This is a genomic window from Streptomyces sp. NPDC042259, from assembly GCF_055582085.1.
Window position 1 is genome coordinate 76,000 of sequence record NZ_JBVJDW010000008.1, and the last position, 18,985, is coordinate 94,984.

The following is an 18,985-nucleotide window of genomic DNA, read 5'->3' on the forward strand; positions in this document are numbered from 1 at the left end:
CCGTCATCCTTCGGTCGCCTCCGGTCGGCACTCACCGCGGATGGCGCCGAGGACGCGGGTGACGACCTCGGCGGGATCGGCCCACAGGGTGCGTACGCCGGTCCACCGCTGGAGGACCCGGCCGTCAAGGGCACAGCCGGTGATGTCGGTGGTCGCGAACAGGGCTTCGGTCGCCGCTTCCCGCACCTCGACCCGGATGGCGAACGCCCCGTCGGATGGCAGGGCGGCGAACAGCTCCACACGCTCGACACTGACGGGGATGGGCTTGAGGCGCGCACCGGCTTCCGGTACCAGTGCCACACACGCCGCCTGGAGGAGGAGGTCGGCCAACGCGGGGGAATAGAGCCGGCCGGCGTAAGCGCCCCCGGCGAACGGTGGGTCCTGCATCCTGGCGACGACGACCAGGTGACTCCCCCGGCGTTCGACTTCGTTGCGCAGACCGGTGAGGGTCGGCCCGTGGAACAGCCGGCCGTCCGCGTATCCGGGGTGCGGGGCGTCGGCGACGGTGTGGGGAGGCAGGGCCACTCGCGGGGCGGCCCCGGTGCGGCCGTCGCTCAGCAGGTAGCGGCCGTCGAAAGAGACGTCTTCCCGGTCGTCGTCGTGCACGGAGACGCGTGTGCACCGCAAGCCGTCGATATCCGGTTCCGGCACCAGCCGCGCCCGGGCCGTCTCCCGGCGGCCGGGCGGAAAGCCCATGCCATGGACGATCCGGAAGTCCCGGCACTCCGCCACGGTCTCCGTCACGCCCAGGGCCCGTTCGACGAGGTGTACGCCCCAGCCCACGGCCGCCGTCATGGGGAGCACCGGGGTGCCGTCGAAGCGGTGGTCCCGCAGGACCGGGTCGTCGCCCAGGCCGGCCACCGAACGCCGCGCGACCAGCCCTTCGTCAGGCAGTCGTTCGCTTCGCTTGTACAGCGGTTCGAGGGGTCCCGCGACGGTCACCGCGCTCTCGTGCGGGCCGGAGCCGTCGGCCATGAGCCGCAGGAAGTACGCACAACCCATTTCCCGGCTGAGCGTGGGCACCCCCGCTTCCGCGTAGAGCCCGTGGATCCGGGCGGCCATGCCGCCCCCCTCCCAGACCCCCCAGGCGACGGGCTTCACCCTGCATCGGGGGTGGGCCGTGGCGAAAGCCCGGGAGAAGCGGTTCAGTGCCTCGTTGGCGAGGGCGTAGTGAGCCTGTCGCACATTGCCCCAGATGCCGGCGATCGAGGTGAAGACCACCAGGTGCCGGAGCCGTTCCGGCTCCAGCGCCCGCAGGACGTGATGCAGTCCGCTCAGCTTCGTCTCCACGACCGCGGCGACCGACTCCGGCTCCATCGCCTCCAGCGAGGTGTCGGCGAGCACTCCCGCGCCGTGCAGCACACCGGTGATCCTCGGGACGTAGGGCGCGAGCGCCTCGGCCAGCGCGGCGCCGTCGCGCACGTCCACCGCCAGGTACTCGGCCGCGGCGCCGAGGGAGCGGATCTCCTCCAGACCGGCACGGATGTCGCGTTGCCGGAGCACCCGCTCGACGTGTTCCTCGGCATGGTGGACCTCGTCACCGCTCTTCACTCCGGCCGCCCTCGCCGGCTCGTCGGTGAGCGGGGTCCGCCCGAGCAGCAGGTAGTCGAAGCGGTGGTCGCCGGCCAGCGCGCGGACGCACCACGAAGTGATCCCGGAGGCACCGCCGGTGACGAGCAGCAGGCCGCGTTCCTCGGGGGCCGACGGGTCTGACCCTGTCCCGGCCTCCGCCTCGGCCTCCGTCTCCGGGAGGGGTGCGGGGTCGGTCACCGGGGTCAGCTGGGGGGTGCGGCGTCCCGTCGCGTCCCGGCCCACTTCGCGGAGGTCGGTGGCCAGGTCGGCGATCTCGTCGGCGAAGGCGTCGCCCACGGCCCTCAGGTCGGTGTCGGGGGCGAAGTCCAGGGCACGGCAGAACAAGCCGGGTTCTTCCAGCGCGACGGTTTTCAGCAGGCCGCCGAGCCCGCCCGCGAGGGCCGCGGTCCCGTCGCCGCCCGAACCCGCGTACCCCAGGGATCCGTCGAGCTGAGTTACCGTCACCAAGGCGGCCCGCCGGCCGGGTCCCGCCGCCTTCGTCAGGACGGGACACACGTGTTTGGCCACGAGGACGGCGTGCCGCAGCCTTTCGATCGCCGCGGGCGCGTCGGGGCAGGAGGAGCGGCCCCAGGGCAGGACGCACAACCGCGCCGGGCCGCTGTCCGGGCAGGTCGCGGCCACGGCGGCCGCCAACGCCGGCTCGCTCCAGTCCTTCAGCCGCTGGGGACCGCTCCGCCTGCCTGCCTCGCCGGCGGGCTCGGGAGGCCCGGCGTCCGGCAGGCACACGCGGTCGACCCGCCAGCCGCCGGAGCGCAGCGTCTCGGCGAGGGCGGCGGACAGCTCCGTTCCGTCGTCCAGGACGAGCGCCCGGCTGCCCGGCGGCCAGGGGTTCAGCAGGACGTCGGGCGGCGGCAGCGTGCGCAGGGTCACGACGGCGACTCCGCTGGCGATCGCACCGGGCACCGGTCCCCGCAGTGCGGGGCGGCTCAGCACCTCGTGGAACTTCCGCGACAGATCCCGCACCGTCCGGGCTTCCGCCAGCCGGAACAGGTCGCCCCGGTCGAGCGACGGGTAGCGGCGCCACACCTCGGCCCCGATCTCCATGCGCTTGAGCGAGTCGATGCCGAGGTCCTCCTGGATGAGGAGGTCCGGCTCGATCAGGTCGATGTCGAACCCGGTCTTCGCGGCGGTCACTTCCCGCAGTACCCGCTCGACCTCCTCGACAGCGACCTCCACGCCACCGGGGAGCCCTGCGGCCTCCGCCCCCTCGCTCTCGGCGTCCCACAGCTCGGCCAGCGCGGACCTGTCGGTGCCCGGTGCGATGGCGTCTTCCGCGCCCGCGCCGGCGGGGACGGTCCGCGCCCGTTCCTCGGCGGGTTCGGGGGCGGCGGTCCGCGTCGGCTCCCCGGTACCTCCGGTATCCCCGGGGATACCGTGCCCCGCGGTCTTCCCGTCGCCCGGATCCAGGAGCCGGGCGATCACCTCCGCGGCCCGGGTGTGCGCCGCTCCCACCGCGAGGCTGTGTTCGGTGACGGCGGTGACCGCCTGGAGCAGTGCGGCGTCCAGTCCTCCGTCCGGCGCGCGTCGGCTCAGGAGGTCGGTGAGCTGCCCGGCAACCTGGAGCTGGTTGTCGAGATAACGGGTGTGCGCGGCGAGGTGCTCGGCCGCGGCCCGGTGCAGGGCCTCCTCCTCGGCCGCGGCCGGGACGGCGGGTGCGGAGGCGGTGTCCTGCCGCTGCCGCCTGCATCGTTGCTGCTCCCGCACGGCCTCGGCGGCCTTCTCCAGCGCCGCCCGGTACGCGGGGCGGCGGGCGACGGTCGCGAATTGCGGGCCCGCCAGGCTGCGGGCCGCCTTCGACGGGGCGGGGGGCTCCGGCGGCCGGGGCGCGTCGTAACGGTTGATGCCGGTCAGGGGCAGCCCCAGGACCGCCAGGTGCAGCGCCGCCGCTTTCAGCGACGCGCAGCCGTCCTGGCCGGGGCCCGCGTCACAGGCCACGCTCTCCACTCCGCGGTCGCCCAGCGTCCGTTCGACGAAACCGCTGAGCACTCGCTTCGGCCCGAACTCCACGAACAGGCGGACGCCGTCGGCGTACATCTCCTCCAGCCGGGCGGCGAAGTCCACGGGGCGCAGCAACTGCTCCGTCAGGACCGACCGGTTGGCCGCCGGGTCGTCTCCGTAGGAGGCTTCGGCGGTGTCGGCGTAGACCCGCGCCCTGGGGGTGGCGAACGCGGTCCGCGCGCACGCCTCGGCGAACGGTCCGGCGGCGTGCCCGACATACGGGGTGTGGAAGGCCGCGTCGACCGGCAGTCTCCAGGCCGGGACGCCAGGGTTCGCGCACGTGCCGACCAGGTCCTCCACGGCTGCCGTGGGGCCTCCGACGATGTGCTCCTCCGGGGTGTTGCGGTTGCACACCAGCAGCTCCGGGCGGCCGGCCAGCAACTCTCGTAGGGTGCTCTCCGGCGCCCGGACTGCGGCCATGGCCCCCGGCTCCCGGCCCGGCACGGGCCGCATGGCCCGCCCCCGGGCGTGCGCGAGGGCGGTGAAACCCGTGTCGTCCAGGACACCGGCGGCCCACAGCGCGGTCACCTCACCGAAGCTGTGCCCGAGTACCGCGTGCGGGGCGAAGCCCAGTTCCCGCAGGAAGGCGTACTGGCCCGCCGACAGGGCGCCGATCGCCGACTGGGCGTAGTCGGTGCGCCGAAGCCGGTCCTCGCCGTCCTGCCGCGGGGGCATCGAGGGCGGGAACACCGTGTGGGCCAGGCTGTCGTCGTCGGGGAAGAGGGCATTGGCCGCTTCGAACGCGGCGTGGACGGCGGGCACGGCGAGCGCGGCGGCACCGCCCATGCCCGGGTACTGGCTGCCCTGACCGGCGAAGAGGGCGCCGACGCGCACGTCCCCGTCGAAGGCACGGCGGCGATAGCGCACTCCTGCGGGGTGATGCCAGCTCTCGTCCCGTGGGTTCAGCCTCAGCCGTTTCACGGCAGCGGCCCGCAGCGCGGCCGCGTGCTCCTCGTCACGGGCCACGAAACCGAGACGGGCGTGTTCCGGGGGGACAGACCCTTCTTCGGGTGGCTCCCCCGCCTCCAGCCGCCGTAGCAGCCCTTCGACGGTCTCCGCGTGCCAGAGGCAGGCGACGGGCGTACGGTGCGGGCAGGGCTTCTCCTGTCCGTCCGGTGGGTCGTACTCCTCCAGTACGGCGTGGAAGTTGACCCCGCCGAAGCCGAAGGCGGACACCCCCGCGCGACGCACGGGCCGGGACGGCTCACGGAGCCAGGGCCGGGCCACGGCGTTGACGCACAGCGGGCTGTCCTGACGCTCCAGCTCCGCGCCGGGTGTCTCCACGTGGAGGGTGGGCGGCAGCACCTTGTGGTGCAGGGCCAGCGCGGCCTTGATGAGCCCCGCCGCGCCCGCCGCCGCCTTGGTGTGCCCGATCTGCGACTTGACGCTGCCCACTGCCACGGGGGGCCGGGGGCGTGCGTCACGGTCGGCCCGCAGGAGAAGTCCGAGCGACCGCAGCTCGACCGCGTCCCCCGCCGGGGTGCCGGTGCCGTGGGCCTCGACGAGCCCGATGGAGCCGGGCGGGCAGCCGGCGTCCTCGTAGGCGCGGCGCAGAGCCGTCAACTGGCCGTCACCACAAGGCGCGTAGACGCTCGTGCCGGATCCGTCACTGGAGCTTCCCAGCCCCCGTAGGACGGCGTAGACCCGGTCACCGTCCCGCTGGGCGTCGGCCAGGCGCTTGAGGGCCAGCATGCCGATCCCCTCACCGACCAGGGTGCCGTCCGCCTGCGCGTCGAACGGCCGGACCCGTCCCGTCGGGGAGAGCGCGGGCGTCTTGCTGAAGCACATGAAGGAAATGATCGAATTGTCGGTGTCGCAACCACCCGTGATCATCATGTCCGCGCGTCCGCCGCGGAGTTCGTCCACGGCGCACTGGACGGCGGCCAGCGAACTGGCGCACGCGGCGTCGACCGTGTAGTTGGCGGCCCGCAGATCGAGCCGGTTCGCGATGCGGCCGGAGACGAGGTTGGCCAGCACGCCCGGGAAGGAGTCCTCCGTCCACGACGGCAACCCGGCCAGACGCGCGGCGACGACCTCGCGCACCGTCTCCTCCGGGACGCCGCAGTCCAGCATGGTCTGTCGCATCTCGTGCGTGGCGAGGCGTCCGACGAGCGGGAGGACGGTGGAGTTGGTGCCGCACACGCCGAGGATCACCCCCGTGCGGGCGGGGTCGTACCAGTCGCGACGGCCGACGGCGGCATCACGGAGAACGTCGGCGGCCGCGCGGAGCGCGAGCAGTTGTACCAGTCCTGTGGAGTCAAGGGCCTTGGGCGTCATCCCCAGGGCGAGGGGGTCCACCGTCTCCGGCGCGATAAAGGCACCGCGCCCGCAGTAGGTCGTGTCCTCCGCGAAGGGATCGGGATCGTGGTGGACGCCGGCGTCCCACCATTCGTCCGGCACTTCCTCCGTGCAGTCGCGGCCCTTGACGATGTTGTCCCAGAACTCCCGAAGGTCGCGTGCCATCGGAAAGATGCCCGCGAGCCCCACGATGGCGACCGGGGCGTCCGCGAGGCGGTGCCGCGCAGGACGGGACGACATGGCCGAACACCTCATTCCATGAAGAAAGCGATGACGTGGCTGACGTCTGCGAAGGCGTGTGCGTGAACGAGTGCGCGCGGCGGCGCGGGGGATGGCAGGCATGGCATGACACAGCCATGGCTATGGCGTTCTGTCGCGGTGGCGGGGACTCTGCGCTGTGGTGAGATTGCCCCGCCGTCGCCCGGTGAACCGCCGTATGAAGCAAGGCGATTAAGTCGGACCGCCATATTGTCGGGAGACCTGCCGAGGTGGCGCCCGCGCGGCGGCAGCGCGTGCCGGCGGCAAGCGGATCCGTCTGAACGCGGTCGTGTCGACGCGCGCACATGAGGCGCCGCGCTCGCGCACCACAGCGCACGGACCGCGATCACGGGCCCGAGGCCGTCTCCCCGCCCCGGGCCCTCCGGCACTTCCTACGCCGCCGCCAGGGGACTGCCCTCGCGGACTTCGGCCCACTGGTCGGGAGGACCGACCACCGCACGACTGTCGGTGACGGTAAGCCAGGCCTGGTCACAGGCATAGACCAGCTTGCTCGCCTCCCACAGCCGCGCCCCGGAATCCCACAGCCAGAATCGGTGGGTCCAGTGCCCTTGAGGGTCTTCCTCACCTGGCGGCAGGCCGATCTCCTCGCTACGCAAGAGCCGGCCGGCCTCGGCGAGCATGCCGAAGGTGCCGCCCTTGGGGTTGAAGTAGACGCCGTACGCCCGCCCGCCGCCGTTCGTCAGGGCGGCCAACCATGCCTCGGTGTGCAACCCGTAGAAGACGGGCTGGACGAGAACACAACCACCCGCCACCGCGGTCACCCCGACGACCCGGGTGCCGCGGTCCCAGTCGTCGTAGGGGTCGAACTCGTCCGAGCCGGTCAGCAACGGGTCGGCCTCGAGTCGGCGGATCGCCTCCGGCGCGTCCACGCCGGAGACGAAGGCCACCGACATTCCCTCGGTGTGCAGGTCCTCGCCGAAGACGGCGGCTTGGGCGTCGGCCGCCCCGAACGCGGCGAGTTCGGCGCCGGAGAGCCTCATACCCGCCGGCGCGGCATCGGCGAACAACGGGGCCAGCCGTGTGGTCAGAGCGAGCCGGCCGGGCGACCAGCCGGCGACGCGTGGGGTCCAGGCGTCCGCCCCGGCGGCGAGCAGGACGGCCGCGCTCTCCTCGGCCCCATGACACACGGCCTCCCACAAGGCCGTGACGCCTGTGTCGTCGGTCCGGTCAACGTCATCGACCCTCCTCGCCAATTCCCGGACGACCTCCGGAGCACCCACGGCGGCGGCCCGGTGCAGCGGCCACGCCTGGGGATCGTCCGGGTCGGCGCCCGCCGCCAGACGGGCCCGCACCACCTCCGGATCGGCCCAGCCCCCGTTCCCCAGACAATCCCAGTCCGCGCGGTCACGCTCCAGGGGTCGCGGCCGCTCAGGCTCCGGGAGCGACCACTGGGGCTCTGCCATGATTTCCTGCGGCCCCATGGTCATCCAGCCGAAGCTCTCCTGCTCGTGCGACGACGGCAGGTCCGGCCAGACCTCCACCGCCCCCTCCGCTGCCGCGCACAGCGCCGTGCCGTCGAACTCCGTCCGGGTTTCCGGGACCGCCGCCGCGGGCCATTCGGTGATGAGCGTGAGTGGCCCCTCGGGCGGAAGCTGGGACAGGTGCAGCTTGATGCCGTAGTGGAAGAGGTGACTCGAGCCCCCGCGTAGCCTGAGGCTGAGCCGCTCCGCCTCATCACCGAGTGCCCCCCAGGGGTCGGGGTCCTGAGTACCGGCCCGGCGGCCGTCGGCCAGCACCACGGTGAACCGCAGTCCAGCCGTACCGCCGCCACGGTCCTCATGCACCTGACGCCTGAAGACACTCAGCCGGATCCCCAGCGAACCCGGCCACACCTCCCAGCCGGTCAGCAGGATCCTGGCGTCCGGCCCCGTGCCGACCACCGCGGTGTGCGGCAGCCGGGCCGGCACGTACCACCACTCGGGCGGGATGGGCTGATCACCGGTCGGCTGATAAGCCGTGAGCAACCGAGAAGAAGTCATGCGATCCATCGTGGCACCCACCACTGACAGACCCACGGAGACGACCGTTCAGCCAACGGGCATGAACGCCTGCCGCCGCAGGGCGGGTTGAGACATCTGTATCCCGCTCGCGGGGAGGCGGCGTGGCGTGGTCATCGCCGCGGCCCACGTACGCCCAACGGACACGCCGCCTCCGGCCCGGAGCTGTCGTGCCCGCCCGTCGTCCACGGACTTGTTCCGCCGAGTCTCCATGTCGGTGGTGTCAGTGGTGTATGACAGCCTCGGGTCATGAGTTACGACCTCGCCGTCTGGGAAGGCGACCGGCCCACGGACGACGCCACTGCGGGCCGGCGTTTCAGCGACCTGTACGACCACTACGTCGGCACCGGCGCGCAGCATCCGCCAACCGCGCGGATCTCCAGCTATGTCGCCGCCCTGCTGGAACGCTGGCCCGATCTCACGGAGGACGAGGACGACACCTCGCCATGGTCCGCCGGCCCCTTGATCGGCGAGGCACGTGGCCCTCTGGTCTACTTCCCCATGCGCTACAGCACGGCCGACGAAGCTTCGGCCTACGCCGCCGGTGTCGCCCCCGCGATGGGGCTTGTCTGCTACGACCCCCAGGAGCAGCGGCTCAGACCGTGAGGGGCAGCGGCTGAGCTGAATCGCCCGGGCTGCCGCGGCGGCGGGGCCGTGTTGGGTGCCGGCCGCGGGCCCGGGTAGAAATTCATTTGCCCCGGCCATGGGGCAGCGTTGCAATGTGGCCGGGCACCACGAGCCGTGGTGCCGGTATTTTCGAGGAGGCAGCGGCGGCGATGGAGATTCGTTCCACGACCGATGAGGATCTGGAGGTCTTCGTCGACACGGTCCATGCCGCGTTCGGGCGCTTTCCGGAGACCCCGGCCGAAGGCGGCGGGCTCTGGTGGTCGGCACTCGAAACGGACCGCTGCCTGCTCGCCCTGACCCCGGACGGACGACCGGTGGGCACCACCGCCGCGCACTCCTTCGAACTCACCCTGCCCGGTGCGAACCTCGTACCGGCCCCCGGGGTGACCGCCGTCGGTGTTGTGCCCTCGCACCGGCGCCGGGGCGTGCTCAGCGCGATGATGCGGCATCAGCTCGCCCAGTTGCGGGAACGCGGGGAGTTCCTCTCCGTGCTGCTGGCTTCCGAGGCCCCGATCTACGGCCGGTTCGGTTACGGACCGGCGACCTACACGGCGCGGCTGACGGTGTCACGCCACGAGGCCGCCCTCGCCGTTCCCCGGGCGCGCGGACGGGCCGGCGCACCGGCGGCCGGTTCGGACAAGGGCTCGGACAACGGCTCGGTCGAGGTGCTGCGTCGTGCCGAGTGCGGAGAGATTCTGGAAGAGGTCTACGACCGGTACCGGCGCGCCCAGCCCGGTGCGCTGTCCCGGCCGCACCGCTGGTGGGCCTTGCGGGCGGGGCAGCCCCCGGTCTCGCCGGCGCCGCGTTACGTCGCCGTGCACCGGGACGCCGACGGCGTCCCGGACGGATACGCCAGCTATTCGATCGGCGAGGACCGGACCTTGACGGTCGACGAGACCATCACCACCGACGACGCCGTCTTCACGGCCCTGGCCCGGTTCGTCATCGGACACGACCTGGTCTCGCGGGTCGTGTTCAAGCACGTCCCGCCCGACCACCCGCTGCGCTGGCAGTTCGCGGACTTCCGGGCCGGCGAGGTGAGCGGCGACACCGACTGGCTCTGGGTGCGGCTGCTGGACATCCCGCGCGCGCTGACGGCGCGCGGCTGGTTCACGGACGGCGCGCTCGTCCTCGACGTCGAGGACCCGTTCCTCGGTGGGCACGGCCGCTATCTGCTGACCGTGCGAGACGGCAAGGCCGAGTGCGTCCCGACGGACCGGGAACCGGACCTCTCCCTGGACGTGCGGGACCTGGGCTCGGTCTACCTCGGCGGCACGGCCCCGAGCACGCTCGTGCGCGCCGGGCACATCCGGGCCCACCGCCCGGGCGCGGCCGCCCTCGCGGACGCCCTCTTCCGCGCCGAGCGCTCCCCGCACTGCCTGCACTGGTTCTGAGGCGCGCGCTCGCCGCCGGACGGGCTGTTTCGGCCGAGGTCGGCCACCACCAGCCCGTCCGGCGTGTGAGGACAACCGCCGGACTCTCCCTACGCTTTGCGGGCGAGCAGATGAATGCCCTGGAACTGCCGTCGGTCGGTGGGCAGCGGCTCGCGCACCATCCGGGCGGCCTCGGTCAGTCCCACCTCGCGCAGCATCGCCGCGAGGTGGTCGGGCGACCACTGATAGGCCGGCGCGACGGTGTGGTCGAAGACCTGCGTCGGCCGGGACGGATCGTCGGTGGCCCAGAAACCGATCAGAAGGTGGCCGCCGGGCGCCAGTACGCGGTGGAACTCCGCCAGGATCCCGGGGAGTTCGCTCGGCGGAGTGTGGATGATGGACCACCGTGAGAGCACGCCGCCGAGCGCGCCGTCGGCGATGTCCAAAGCGGCCATCGAACCCACGTCGAACCGCAGGGCCGGGTAGCTCTGGCGAGCCAGTTTGATCATCTCGGGAGAGGCGTCGACACCCGACACCGCGAGCCCCAGCTCGCCCAGGTAGGCCGTGATGTGCCCGGGCCCACAGCCCAGGTCCGCGACCTGCCTCTCCCCGCCCGCCCCTACCATCTCGGCGAAGGCGCCCAGGATCGCGCGGTCCAGGGGCTCATCGAGCAATGCGTCGCGGAACAGCTGCGCGTAGGTGGAAGCGGCGGCGTCGTATGCCTCGCGGGTGGTTCTGAGGGCATCGTGTTCAACCATGCCCGCGACAGTAGCCCCCCGCCCTCGCCGCGCGTGCCGCCGCCCGCGTGCCCCCGGGGCCCGGGGGCACAGGGCAGCGGCGCGAGAACGGTTCCGGCGCCCGTCAGGGCCAGTTCGGGGCGGGGTCGGTGGGAAGGAGCGGGCGGATGGCGCCCAGTACGGCGCCGACGCACACGTCGCGGAGTTCGGCGCGGGTGCAGGTCTCCTCGGTGAGCCAGTCGACGACGAGTACCCGGACGAACACCAGCCAGCTCTTGAGCACCTGGGACACGGCCTCGCGGGCGGCGTCGTCGGCGAGCGGGAGGACCCCCAGCAGACGGGCGCGGAGGGCGTCGAGTTCGCCCGCGCCGATCGTCTGGATGACGGGGTCACCGGCGAGGTCACAGTTGGCGGCGAGGATGGCGTTGCGGTTCGCCACGAAGTAGTCGAGGTGGGCGTCCATGCCCTCCACGAGCTGCTCGACCAGGGTGTCCGCGGGGTCGAACCGGCTCTTGGCGAGCAGCTGGTCGGCCGCCTGCTGGTAGACCGCCGCGAAGAGGTCGCGCTTGCTCGCGAAGTGCCGGTAGAGCAGCGCGCGGGACACGCCCGCCTGCCCGGCGACGTCCTCCATCAGCACCTCTTCGTACGGGTGGGAGGCGAAGAGCCGCGCGCCGACGGCCAGGAGCTGGGCACGGCGTTCGACGGGGGTGAGGCGCTGGCGGGGCGGCATGGACGAAGGTTACTTGACACGTGTCTACCAGTGCCCGCTACGCTAGTAGACACGCGTCAACTAAGCGGGGGGTGAGTCGGCCATGGCCAGGACTCTGCGGGCACTTGCCTGGGCGATGGGGATCGCGTGCGTGGCGATCGGGCTGTTCCACGGGGTGGCCGGGAACGCGGCGATCCCGGGCGCCGAAGACGCCGACGCGACGATCGACAGCTTCGGCCGGTTCATGGGTGTGATCTTCGCCGGGTACGGGCTGGCCTGGCTGTGGGCCGTCCGGCAGGCACCGATCCCGGCGGGGGCGGTGCGGCTGCTGGCCGGGGTGTTCCTGCTGGGCGGGCTCAGCCGGGCACTGTCGATCGCGGTGGCGGGTTGGCCGCACGGCTTCCAAGTGGTGCTGATGGTGATCGAACTCGGATTGCCGCCGGTGTATTTCTGGCTCGCCGACGCGGAGGAGCGGTTGACGCGAGCACAGGCCTGAACCCGTTCCGCCGTCGCAGGGGAACGGCGGAACGGGTTCGGATTCGTCGCGGGCCGGCCGCATCCCCGCCCGGCTCGCAAGTGGCCACCGTCATGCCGAGGCGGAACCGGGCCCGGGCCCGTCGCGGCCTCGGCCCGGTAGCCGACAGGTCGGCATGCGGTGGTCCACAGCGAGCCCGAGTCGGCCCTGTACGCGGGGAGTTCGGTCGGCGAGGCACCCAGGGTGCCGACCGAGGGCGAATCGCCGCCTGCACGCCGGGGCTGCCGAGCAGTCGGGGGCCGGGCAGCCGGGGGCCACCCTCCGTTGAATGACCGATGTGCGCCGCCCCCGGCAGCTCGCACAGTGGTGGCAGCTTTCACGGCCCCCGGCCGTGGCCGCGCCATGACAGCACAAGAGAAGGACAACGCCTTGCACCCCACCCCGGCAGACCTCGTCTTCGTCAACGGCTCGGTCCTGACCGTCGACTCCCGCTTCACCGTCGCCTCCGCCCTGGCCGTCACCGACGGCCTCGTCAGCGCGGTCGGGGACGTCCGGGACGTCATGGCACACGCCGGCCCCGGCACCCGGGTCGTCGACCTCGCCGGCGGGACGCTGCTGCCCGGCATCAACGACGCGCATCTGCACGGCTGTGCCTTCGGCATGACCAGTCCCCCGCTGTCCGTCGATGTCGCCCACCCCGCCGTCCACTCGATGGCCGACGTGCGGGAGGCCGTGCGGGAGGCCGCCGAGCACACCCCGGCCGGAGAGTGGATCACCGGGCACGGGTGGGACGCGGCCTACCTCGCCGAATGCGTCGCCGCCCCCTCCCGGCTGCCCGCCCGCCATGACCTCGACGCCGTCAGCCCCGACCATCCCGTCCTGCTCTACTCCAGCTCCGGCCACGCCACCTGGGTCAATTCCGCGGCCCTCGCGCGGGCCGGAGTGGACCGGAACACCCCCGCCCCGCCCGGGTCGGTCATCGTCACCGACGCGGCGGGAGAACCCACCGGCCTGCTCCAGGAGGGCGCCCAGGACCTCGTCCACCGGGCACTGCCCGCCCTCTCCCCCGAGCTGCGGGCCGACGCGATCAGGACCACCCTGCGCACCCTGGCCCGGCTCGGCATCACCAGCTACACCGAGCCCGGCCTCGGCCCCGGCGGCGACGCCCTGATGCGCGGCGCCCTCGCCCACAGCACGCTCGACGTCTACCGGCGCCTGCTGGCCGACGGCGAACTCACCGCGCGCGTCAGTGTGCTGCTCCTGCCCACCGGGATGACGAGCACCGCCGAGGAATTCGTCCGGGCACTGGCCGCCATGGACGAGCCGCCGTCCGCCGACCCGCGCCGCCTCAACGTCGTCGGGGTCAAGTTGTTCGCCGACGGCATCCCCGTCAACAAGACGTCATGGATGCACGAGCCGTACATCGGCGGCGGCTGCGGCGCCCTGTGCGTCGGCGGGAACACCGACGAGGAGCGCGTCGCCCAGATCGCGGAGATGATCCGCTTCACGCACGCCGCCGGATACCAGGCCGGTGTCCACGTCACCGGCGACCGGGCCATCGACACCGTCGTCGACGCCTTCGCCGCCGCGAGCGCCGCGCACCCCCGCCCCGATGCCCGGCACTACGTCATCCACGGCGACTTCCTCACGGCGCCCAGCATGCGCAAGCTCGCCGCGCACGGTTTCGGCGTCAATATGAATCCCACCATCAAGTGGACCGTCGCCGACATCGAGGAGGAGTTCGTCGGCCCCGAACGCGCCGCGTACGAATGGCCCTACCGGGACGCGATCGACGCCTGTGTGACCGTCACCAGCGGCTCCGACGCGCCCGTCACCCTGCCCGACTGGCGGCAGGGCGTCTCCACCATGATGCTCCGCGAGTCCAAGGCCAGCGGCCGCGTCAGCGGCCCCGCCCAGCGCATCCGGCTCGCCGAGGCCCTGCGCACCTACACGGCGGACGCGGCCTGGCAGGACTTCGCCGAGGACTGGAAGGGCTCGCTCGAGGTCGGCAAGGTCGCCGATCTGTGCGTACTCGCCGGGGACCTGCTGAGCGCCGACCCGCACGACATCCCCGGCCTGCCCGTCGTGTTCACCGCCGTGGGCGGTGACATCGTGCACGACGAACTCACCTCCTGACCCCCCGTCCGCCTCCCCTCGGGTTCCCGTTCGGGCGCCGCCCGGGTCCTGTTTGACCACCCATCACCGGCTGATCATGCTGAACGGATGACAGTGAAGCAGAGCACGACGGACGTGCTGAGCGCCGCCCTGTGCGTACGGGAGACCGCGCGCCGCGCCGTGGACGGCACCGGCGGCGCGGACACCGTCCTCACCGCGCTGGCCGCGGTGATCGACCACGACCACGCGTCGCTGTCCCGGTGGGACCCCCTGCGCCGCCGTCACCTCACGCTGGCCGGCAGCTACCCGGCCGGAGCCACCCGGTACATCGAGAACCGTCTGCACGACGACCCCGGTTTCTCGCTGATCCGGTACTCGGCGGACACCACACGCTGGTGGCACGACGTGCCCGCCCCGGTACGACGGGCCTCGACGGGACTCCACGCCGTGCTCGGCCCCCTGGGCGTCGAGGACGGCGTGGCCCAGTGCCTGTTCGCCGCGGACGGCAGATACGTCGGCATCCTCAACGTCAGCTCCACGGAGGGCCGTTGCGACCGGCCGGCGGTGCGGGCCGTGATGACCTTGCTGGGCGAGTGTCTCGCGGCCGTCGCCGACCCGCTGCTCGGACCCCGCGCCTCCGGAGGGCCCGGCGGGCCCGGTGACGCCGTGTGCGGTTCCTGCGCCGTACTCGTGCCGCGCGACGCGGACACCGCCCCGGTGGTGCTGAGCGGCGAACCGCTGCCCGGCCTCACAGACGCCGGCTCCCCGCTGGCGGACCTGGTGCGCCGGACGGCCGCCCGGCGGGGGGCGCCGGCCACCGTCCTCGTGCCGTACCGGCAATGGACCCTCGAACTGCACCTGTCCCGCCAGGACGCCGGGACGGTCGCGGTGTGCCGTACCGTCGCCCGCCCCTCGGCCCTGTCCCCGCGCGAACTGGAGGTACTGGCGGAACTCACCCAGGGACGCACCAACCGCGAGATCGCCGGCCGGCTCTTCCTCAGCCCGCGCACGGTCGCCACCCACATCGAGCACATCCTCGCCAAACTCGACGTCCCCAACCGCGCCGCCGCGGCGGGACGGGCCGTCGCCTGGGGCCTGGAACCGGCGGCCTGACCCCTGCCCGGCACCGGCGGCCCGCACCGGCCGCCCACGGGCGCCGCGTTTCCGCCCGCTTTCCCGGGCGCAGTATCGAGAGGTCGGTACTGCGGAGGGAGAGAGCATGACCGTGATCGTCGGGCTCGTGCACAACGGGCGGGTGCATCTGGGCGGGGACTCGGCCGGTGTCGCCGGCCTGAACCTCACCGTCCGCCGGGATCCGAAGATCTTCCGCAACGGTCCCTACGCCATGGGCTTCACCACCAGCTTCCGCATGGGTCAGCTGCTGCATCACGCGTTCAAGGCACCCAAGCCCAAGGGCGACCTGGACCGGTTCATGGCCACCGTCTTCGTCGACCGGCTGCGCAAGTGCCTCAAGGACGGCGGCTGGGCGCGCAAGGACTCCGAGCAGGAGCAGGCGGGGACGTTCCTCGTCGGTGTGCACAGCCGTCTGTTCGCCGTCTACGAGGACTATCAGATAGCCGAGCCCGCCGACGGGTACGCGGCCGTGGGGTGCGGGGACGAGTTCGCTCTCGGCGCGCTGTACGCCACGGCGGGCCTGGATCTCAAACCACGCAAGCGTCTGGCCCTGGCCCTCGCGGCCGCCGGCCACCACAGCGCCGGAGTCTGCGCGCCGTTCCACTACGTCACCGCGCGGGAGCACCAGCCGTGATCACCGGAACGCGGCAGCGGGTCGAGATACCGGAAGCCTGCCCGCCCCCGGGCCGACGTCGGCCGTGACGGTCATTCGGCGTCGGGGGCCCCGGCCGCGGCACGGCGGCGGACCTGGTCCTCCTGGGCCAGCCGGCGCAGCAGTTCGAGCATGGGGCCGGAGAGGGCGAGGACGATGACCGCCTGTTCGGCCAGGGCCGGCGAGTCGTCGAACGCCGCCGCGCGCTCGAGATCCAGGCGGGCGATGGAATGGGCCAGTTCCGCGTAGGCGACGAGCCGTTCCGGCCGGTAGTCCGCGTCGAGCCGGCGCAGTTCCCTGAGCGCGGTCGTCAGCCCCCGGACGTGCGGGGAAGTATCGGGAACCCGCCAGTCCATGGCCTCGATCAGGCCCATCACGTCCGCCGCGGCGGCCGACTCGGCGGCCGCGTCCCGGTCGGCGTCCCCGGCCGACGCCGCCGTGACGGGCACGGGCAGGGCGTAGCTGATCGCCTCGAGGGTCTTGTCGGTGTTCTCGGCCTGGTCGACCGTCGCCAGCACGTCGCGGGTGGCGGCGATGGACAGGCCGCCCAGGGTGGTGAGCGCCTTGATCAACCGCAGGCGCTGGACGTGTTCCTCCCCGTACTCGGCCAGCGTCGCGGCCGTCGCCCGGCCGGCGGGCAGCAGTCCTTCCCGTCGGAAGTACTTGATGCTGGCGACCGGTACGCCGGTCCTGCGGCTGAGTTCCGAGATCTTCATGCGGCGTCCTCGCTGGTGGTGCGGCCGGGCATCCGCCGGGGACGACTGGACACCCAAGGAAGATACTGCCACTATCCAGTAGCTGGATACCTGAAGTATCTAGCTACGCTATGTAATCACCACGGAGAAGTCATGTCTTCCCCTCAGCCCTCCTCCGCGCTCCGCAGCCCGCGGCTGTGGATCGGCTCGGGCCTCATTCTCGCGGTCGTGTCCACCCTGTTCGCCCTGCTCTATGTGGGCGGCAACGTGGACCCCAAGGGCAATCTGCGCGACCTGCCCGTCGCCCTCGTCAACAGCGACCGCGGCGTCGACGCGGGCGGCAAGCACACCAACCTCGGCGACCAGGTCGTCTCGGGCATCAAGAAGAACGCCGCGAACAACCGAAGCTTCGAATGGCAGGTCCTCAGCCGGCAGGAGGCCGACAAGCGGCTGGGCCAGGGCAAGGTCTTCGGCGCGCTCGTCGTGCCGAAGGACTTCACCGCCGCGGTGATGGGGCTGACCAGCCCGCAGCAGAAGCAGGCCGTCCGGCCGACCCTGACGGTGCTGACCAACCAGTCGGCCGGCAGCATCGGCTCCTCCATGGCCAGCCAGGCCTCCCAGAAGGCCGCCCACGCGGCCTCCGCCCAGATCGGCAAGGAACTCCTGCGCCGCGCGGACGGCCAGGGGGCCAAGCTCGCTCCGGCCTCCCGGCTAATGCTCGCCGACCCCGCGACCGTGCAGGTCGCCGACGGTCACCCGCTCGGTTCGCACAGCGCCATGGGGCTGAGCGCCTTCTACTACGCGCTGGTCCTGGTCGTCTGCGGCATGCTCGGCGCCAACGCGATCAACTCGCAGGTCGACACCGCCCTCGGCTACGTGCACACCGACTTCGGGCCCTTCCGCCAGCGCATGCCCGTCCGGCACACGAGCCGGGTGCGCACGCTGGGCATCGCCAGCGTCCTGATGGTGGGCCTCTCGGTCGTCATGGGCTCCCTCGTCCAGGTCGCCACCGTCGGCATCCTCGACATGGACGCCTCCCACCTCGGTCTGCTGTGGCTCTACTCCGTGGGCACCATCGCGGTCGTCGGTGTGAGCGCCCTGGCGCTGCTCGCCGCCTTCGGCACCCCCGGCATGCTGCTCTCGGCCATCATCTTCGTCGCCATGGCCGTGCCCTCCTCCGGCGCGACCGTCCCGCTGCAGGCACTGCCCGACTTCTTCCGCGCGCTCGCGGCCTTCGAGCCGCTGCGGCAGATCACCGGGGGCCTGCGCTCCATCCTCTACTACGACGCCCAGGCCGCCGCCGGCCTCACCCGGGCCTGGGTCTCCATGGGCGTCGCCCTGGTCGTCTCCGTCCTCTTCGGCTTCGGCGTCACCCGCTTCTACGACCGCAAGGGCATGCACCGCATCCCCCGCCCCGACGCGTCGTCCGAGACAGCCGAACCCGCCGAGAACGGCGAGGCCGCCGAGGCCGCACCGGCACCCGCGACGGCCTGAGGAGCCTGCACACCACAGGGTGGCGAGGCCCGCGACAGCCGGGGTCCCGCCACCGCCCGCCGGAACGTTCCGGCGGATACGGACGTGCCCGGCGAAGTGCATTCGCCGGGCACGTCGTGCGTCGTGCACCCGGCCACGGGCCGGGCAGGGGAATTCAGATGTTCCAGTAGTGGTCCGGCCAATTGCCACACGGCCACTGGATGGCCTTCTCGCCCTGAGCGCGGCTGGCCCCGGGGATGGCCAGGCACTGGCCGCTGTTCCAGTTCACCAGGCGCGTGCCCTGGTTGGTGGACTCGATGCCCCAGTAGTGGTCCTTCCAGGTGCCGCAGGGCCACTGGATGACCTGGGTGCCCGCTGTCGTGCTGGCGCCCGGTACGGCGAGGCACTGCCCGCTGTTGAGGTTTCGCACGCGGTAGTAGTTGCGGCCTCCGCTGGTGAAGGAGTACTCGAACTGCCAGTAGTGGTCCCGCCAGCTGCCACAGCCCCACTGGATCAGCCCGATGCCGTTCTCGGTGCTGCCACCGGGGACGGCCAGGCAGTGGGCGCTGTTGGCGTTGCGGACCCACCCGTAGGCGGTGGCCCCGCTCGGGCCGGGCTTGCTGTCGGGGACCGCGGCGGAGGCGTCGGCGACCCCCGAAGTGACGAGCGTTGCCGCGGCGGCCGCCAGAATTCCCGGCAGGCGATAGTGCGACTTCATGTGTCCCCTCCGTCGATCGACGTGAGTGCATGGGTCACGAGCCGTACATGCCGTGCGCTCCGGAGCCCCTCGAACGGGCTCCGGCCACGCCGCAGGCTACAGATTTCGCGTG

13 protein-coding genes are annotated in these 18,985 nt (G+C 72.4%); 7 read left to right on the top strand and 6 right to left on the bottom strand.

Annotated features, from left to right (window positions below):
• Positions 1-3: 3 nt before the first annotated feature.
• Together ACZ6MA_RS21760 and ACZ6MA_RS21765 are read right to left on the bottom strand one after the other, a co-directional pair.
• A complete protein-coding gene (locus ACZ6MA_RS21760; protein ID WP_469435558.1) occupies positions 4-6,129 on the bottom strand; it encodes an SDR family NAD(P)-dependent oxidoreductase in 6,126 nt (2,041 codons plus the stop codon).
• A 410-nt stretch (positions 6,130-6,539) separates the two neighbouring features.
• A complete protein-coding gene (locus ACZ6MA_RS21765) occupies positions 6,540-8,147 on the bottom strand; it encodes an ankyrin repeat domain-containing protein (protein ID WP_469435559.1) in 1,608 nt (535 codons plus the stop codon).
• 267 nt (positions 8,148-8,414) lie between these two features.
• Between ACZ6MA_RS21765 and ACZ6MA_RS21770 the strand changes: the two genes are divergently transcribed.
• Both ACZ6MA_RS21770 and ACZ6MA_RS21775 read left to right on the top strand, forming a co-directional pair.
• The gene (locus ACZ6MA_RS21770; RefSeq protein WP_469435560.1) at positions 8,415-8,771 is read left to right on the top strand and encodes a hypothetical protein; all 357 of its coding nucleotides are present in this window, start codon (positions 8,415-8,417) and stop codon (positions 8,769-8,771) included.
• Positions 8,772-8,941: 170 nt separating this feature from the next.
• Positions 8,942-10,186: a GNAT family N-acetyltransferase gene (locus tag ACZ6MA_RS21775; protein ID WP_469435561.1), complete on the top strand. Its 1,245-nt coding sequence runs from the start codon at positions 8,942-8,944 to the stop codon at positions 10,184-10,186.
• Between the two features lie 89 nt (positions 10,187-10,275).
• Here the strand turns inward: ACZ6MA_RS21775 and ACZ6MA_RS21780 are convergent, their stop codons facing one another.
• Positions 10,276-10,923 carry a class I SAM-dependent DNA methyltransferase gene (locus ACZ6MA_RS21780; protein ID WP_469435562.1) on the bottom strand — a complete coding sequence of 216 codons (648 nt, stop codon included), beginning with the start codon at positions 10,921-10,923 and terminating at the stop codon, positions 10,276-10,278.
• 103 nt (positions 10,924-11,026) lie between these two features.
• Complete coding sequence (locus tag ACZ6MA_RS21785) at positions 11,027-11,632, bottom strand: TetR/AcrR family transcriptional regulator (protein ID WP_469435563.1); 606 nt, start codon at positions 11,630-11,632, stop codon at positions 11,027-11,029.
• Positions 11,633-11,714: 82 nt separating this feature from the next.
• Here ACZ6MA_RS21785 and ACZ6MA_RS21790 point away from each other — a divergent pair, with 82 nt between their 5' ends.
• From ACZ6MA_RS21790 to ACZ6MA_RS21805, 4 genes are all read left to right on the top strand, one after another.
• Positions 11,715-12,107, top strand: coding sequence for a DUF4345 domain-containing protein (locus tag ACZ6MA_RS21790; protein ID WP_469435564.1), 393 nt, complete (start codon positions 11,715-11,717; stop codon positions 12,105-12,107).
• Between the two features lie 381 nt (positions 12,108-12,488).
• Entirely contained in the window at positions 12,489-14,222 is a 1,734-nt protein-coding gene (locus ACZ6MA_RS21795; RefSeq protein ID WP_469435565.1) for an amidohydrolase, read from the top strand.
• An 87-nt stretch (positions 14,223-14,309) separates the two neighbouring features.
• Positions 14,310-15,314, top strand: a complete 1,005-nt coding sequence (locus ACZ6MA_RS21800; RefSeq protein ID WP_469435566.1) for a helix-turn-helix transcriptional regulator — start codon at positions 14,310-14,312, stop codon at positions 15,312-15,314.
• Positions 15,315-15,420: 106 nt separating this feature from the next.
• Complete coding sequence (locus ACZ6MA_RS21805) at positions 15,421-15,969, top strand: hypothetical protein (RefSeq protein ID WP_469435567.1); 549 nt, start codon at positions 15,421-15,423, stop codon at positions 15,967-15,969.
• A gap of 71 nt (positions 15,970-16,040) precedes the next feature.
• Here ACZ6MA_RS21805 and ACZ6MA_RS21810 read toward each other — a convergent pair whose 3' ends face one another.
• Positions 16,041-16,703 carry a MerR family transcriptional regulator gene (locus ACZ6MA_RS21810; RefSeq protein ID WP_469435568.1) on the bottom strand — a complete coding sequence of 221 codons (663 nt, stop codon included), beginning with the start codon at positions 16,701-16,703 and terminating at the stop codon, positions 16,041-16,043.
• A 132-nt stretch (positions 16,704-16,835) separates the two neighbouring features.
• Between ACZ6MA_RS21810 and ACZ6MA_RS21815 the strand changes: the two genes are divergently transcribed.
• On the top strand, positions 16,836-18,176 hold the full coding sequence (locus ACZ6MA_RS21815; protein WP_469435569.1) for a YhgE/Pip domain-containing protein: 1,341 nt from the start codon (positions 16,836-16,838) through the stop codon (positions 18,174-18,176).
• Positions 18,177-18,330: 154 nt separating this feature from the next.
• On the opposite strand, the gene ACZ6MA_RS21820 is transcribed toward ACZ6MA_RS21815, so the two are convergent.
• On the bottom strand, positions 18,331-18,873 hold the full coding sequence (locus ACZ6MA_RS21820) for an RICIN domain-containing protein (RefSeq protein ID WP_469435570.1): 543 nt from the start codon (positions 18,871-18,873) through the stop codon (positions 18,331-18,333).
• Between the last annotated feature and the right edge of the window lie 112 nt (positions 18,874-18,985).

Excerpts from the sequence above, each read along its gene's own strand:
- ACZ6MA_RS21775 (WP_469435561.1), top strand. The coding sequence starts at position 8,942 with ATGGAGATTCGTTCCACGACCGATGAGGATCTGGAGGTCTTCGTCGAC.
- ACZ6MA_RS21790 (WP_469435564.1), top strand. The coding sequence starts at position 11,715 with ATGGCCAGGACTCTGCGGGCACTTGCCTGGGCGATGGGGATCGCGTGC.
- ACZ6MA_RS21815 (WP_469435569.1), top strand. The coding sequence starts at position 16,836 with ATGTCTTCCCCTCAGCCCTCCTCCGCGCTCCGCAGCCCGCGGCTGTGG.
- ACZ6MA_RS21805 (WP_469435567.1), top strand. The coding sequence starts at position 15,421 with ATGACCGTGATCGTCGGGCTCGTGCACAACGGGCGGGTGCATCTGGGC.
- ACZ6MA_RS21800 (WP_469435566.1), top strand. The coding sequence starts at position 14,310 with ATGACAGTGAAGCAGAGCACGACGGACGTGCTGAGCGCCGCCCTGTGC.
- ACZ6MA_RS21765 (WP_469435559.1), bottom strand. The coding sequence starts at position 8,147 with ATGACTTCTTCTCGGTTGCTCACGGCTTATCAGCCGACCGGTGATCAG.
- ACZ6MA_RS21760 (WP_469435558.1), bottom strand. The coding sequence starts at position 6,129 with ATGTCGTCCCGTCCTGCGCGGCACCGCCTCGCGGACGCCCCGGTCGCC.
- ACZ6MA_RS21770 (WP_469435560.1), top strand. The coding sequence starts at position 8,415 with ATGAGTTACGACCTCGCCGTCTGGGAAGGCGACCGGCCCACGGACGAC.
- ACZ6MA_RS21795 (WP_469435565.1), top strand. The coding sequence starts at position 12,489 with ATGACAGCACAAGAGAAGGACAACGCCTTGCACCCCACCCCGGCAGAC.
- ACZ6MA_RS21780 (WP_469435562.1), bottom strand. The coding sequence starts at position 10,923 with ATGGTTGAACACGATGCCCTCAGAACCACCCGCGAGGCATACGACGCC.
- ACZ6MA_RS21820 (WP_469435570.1), bottom strand. The coding sequence starts at position 18,873 with ATGAAGTCGCACTATCGCCTGCCGGGAATTCTGGCGGCCGCCGCGGCA.
- ACZ6MA_RS21810 (WP_469435568.1), bottom strand. The coding sequence starts at position 16,703 with ATGAAGATCTCGGAACTCAGCCGCAGGACCGGCGTACCGGTCGCCAGC.
- ACZ6MA_RS21785 (WP_469435563.1), bottom strand. The coding sequence starts at position 11,632 with ATGCCGCCCCGCCAGCGCCTCACCCCCGTCGAACGCCGTGCCCAGCTC.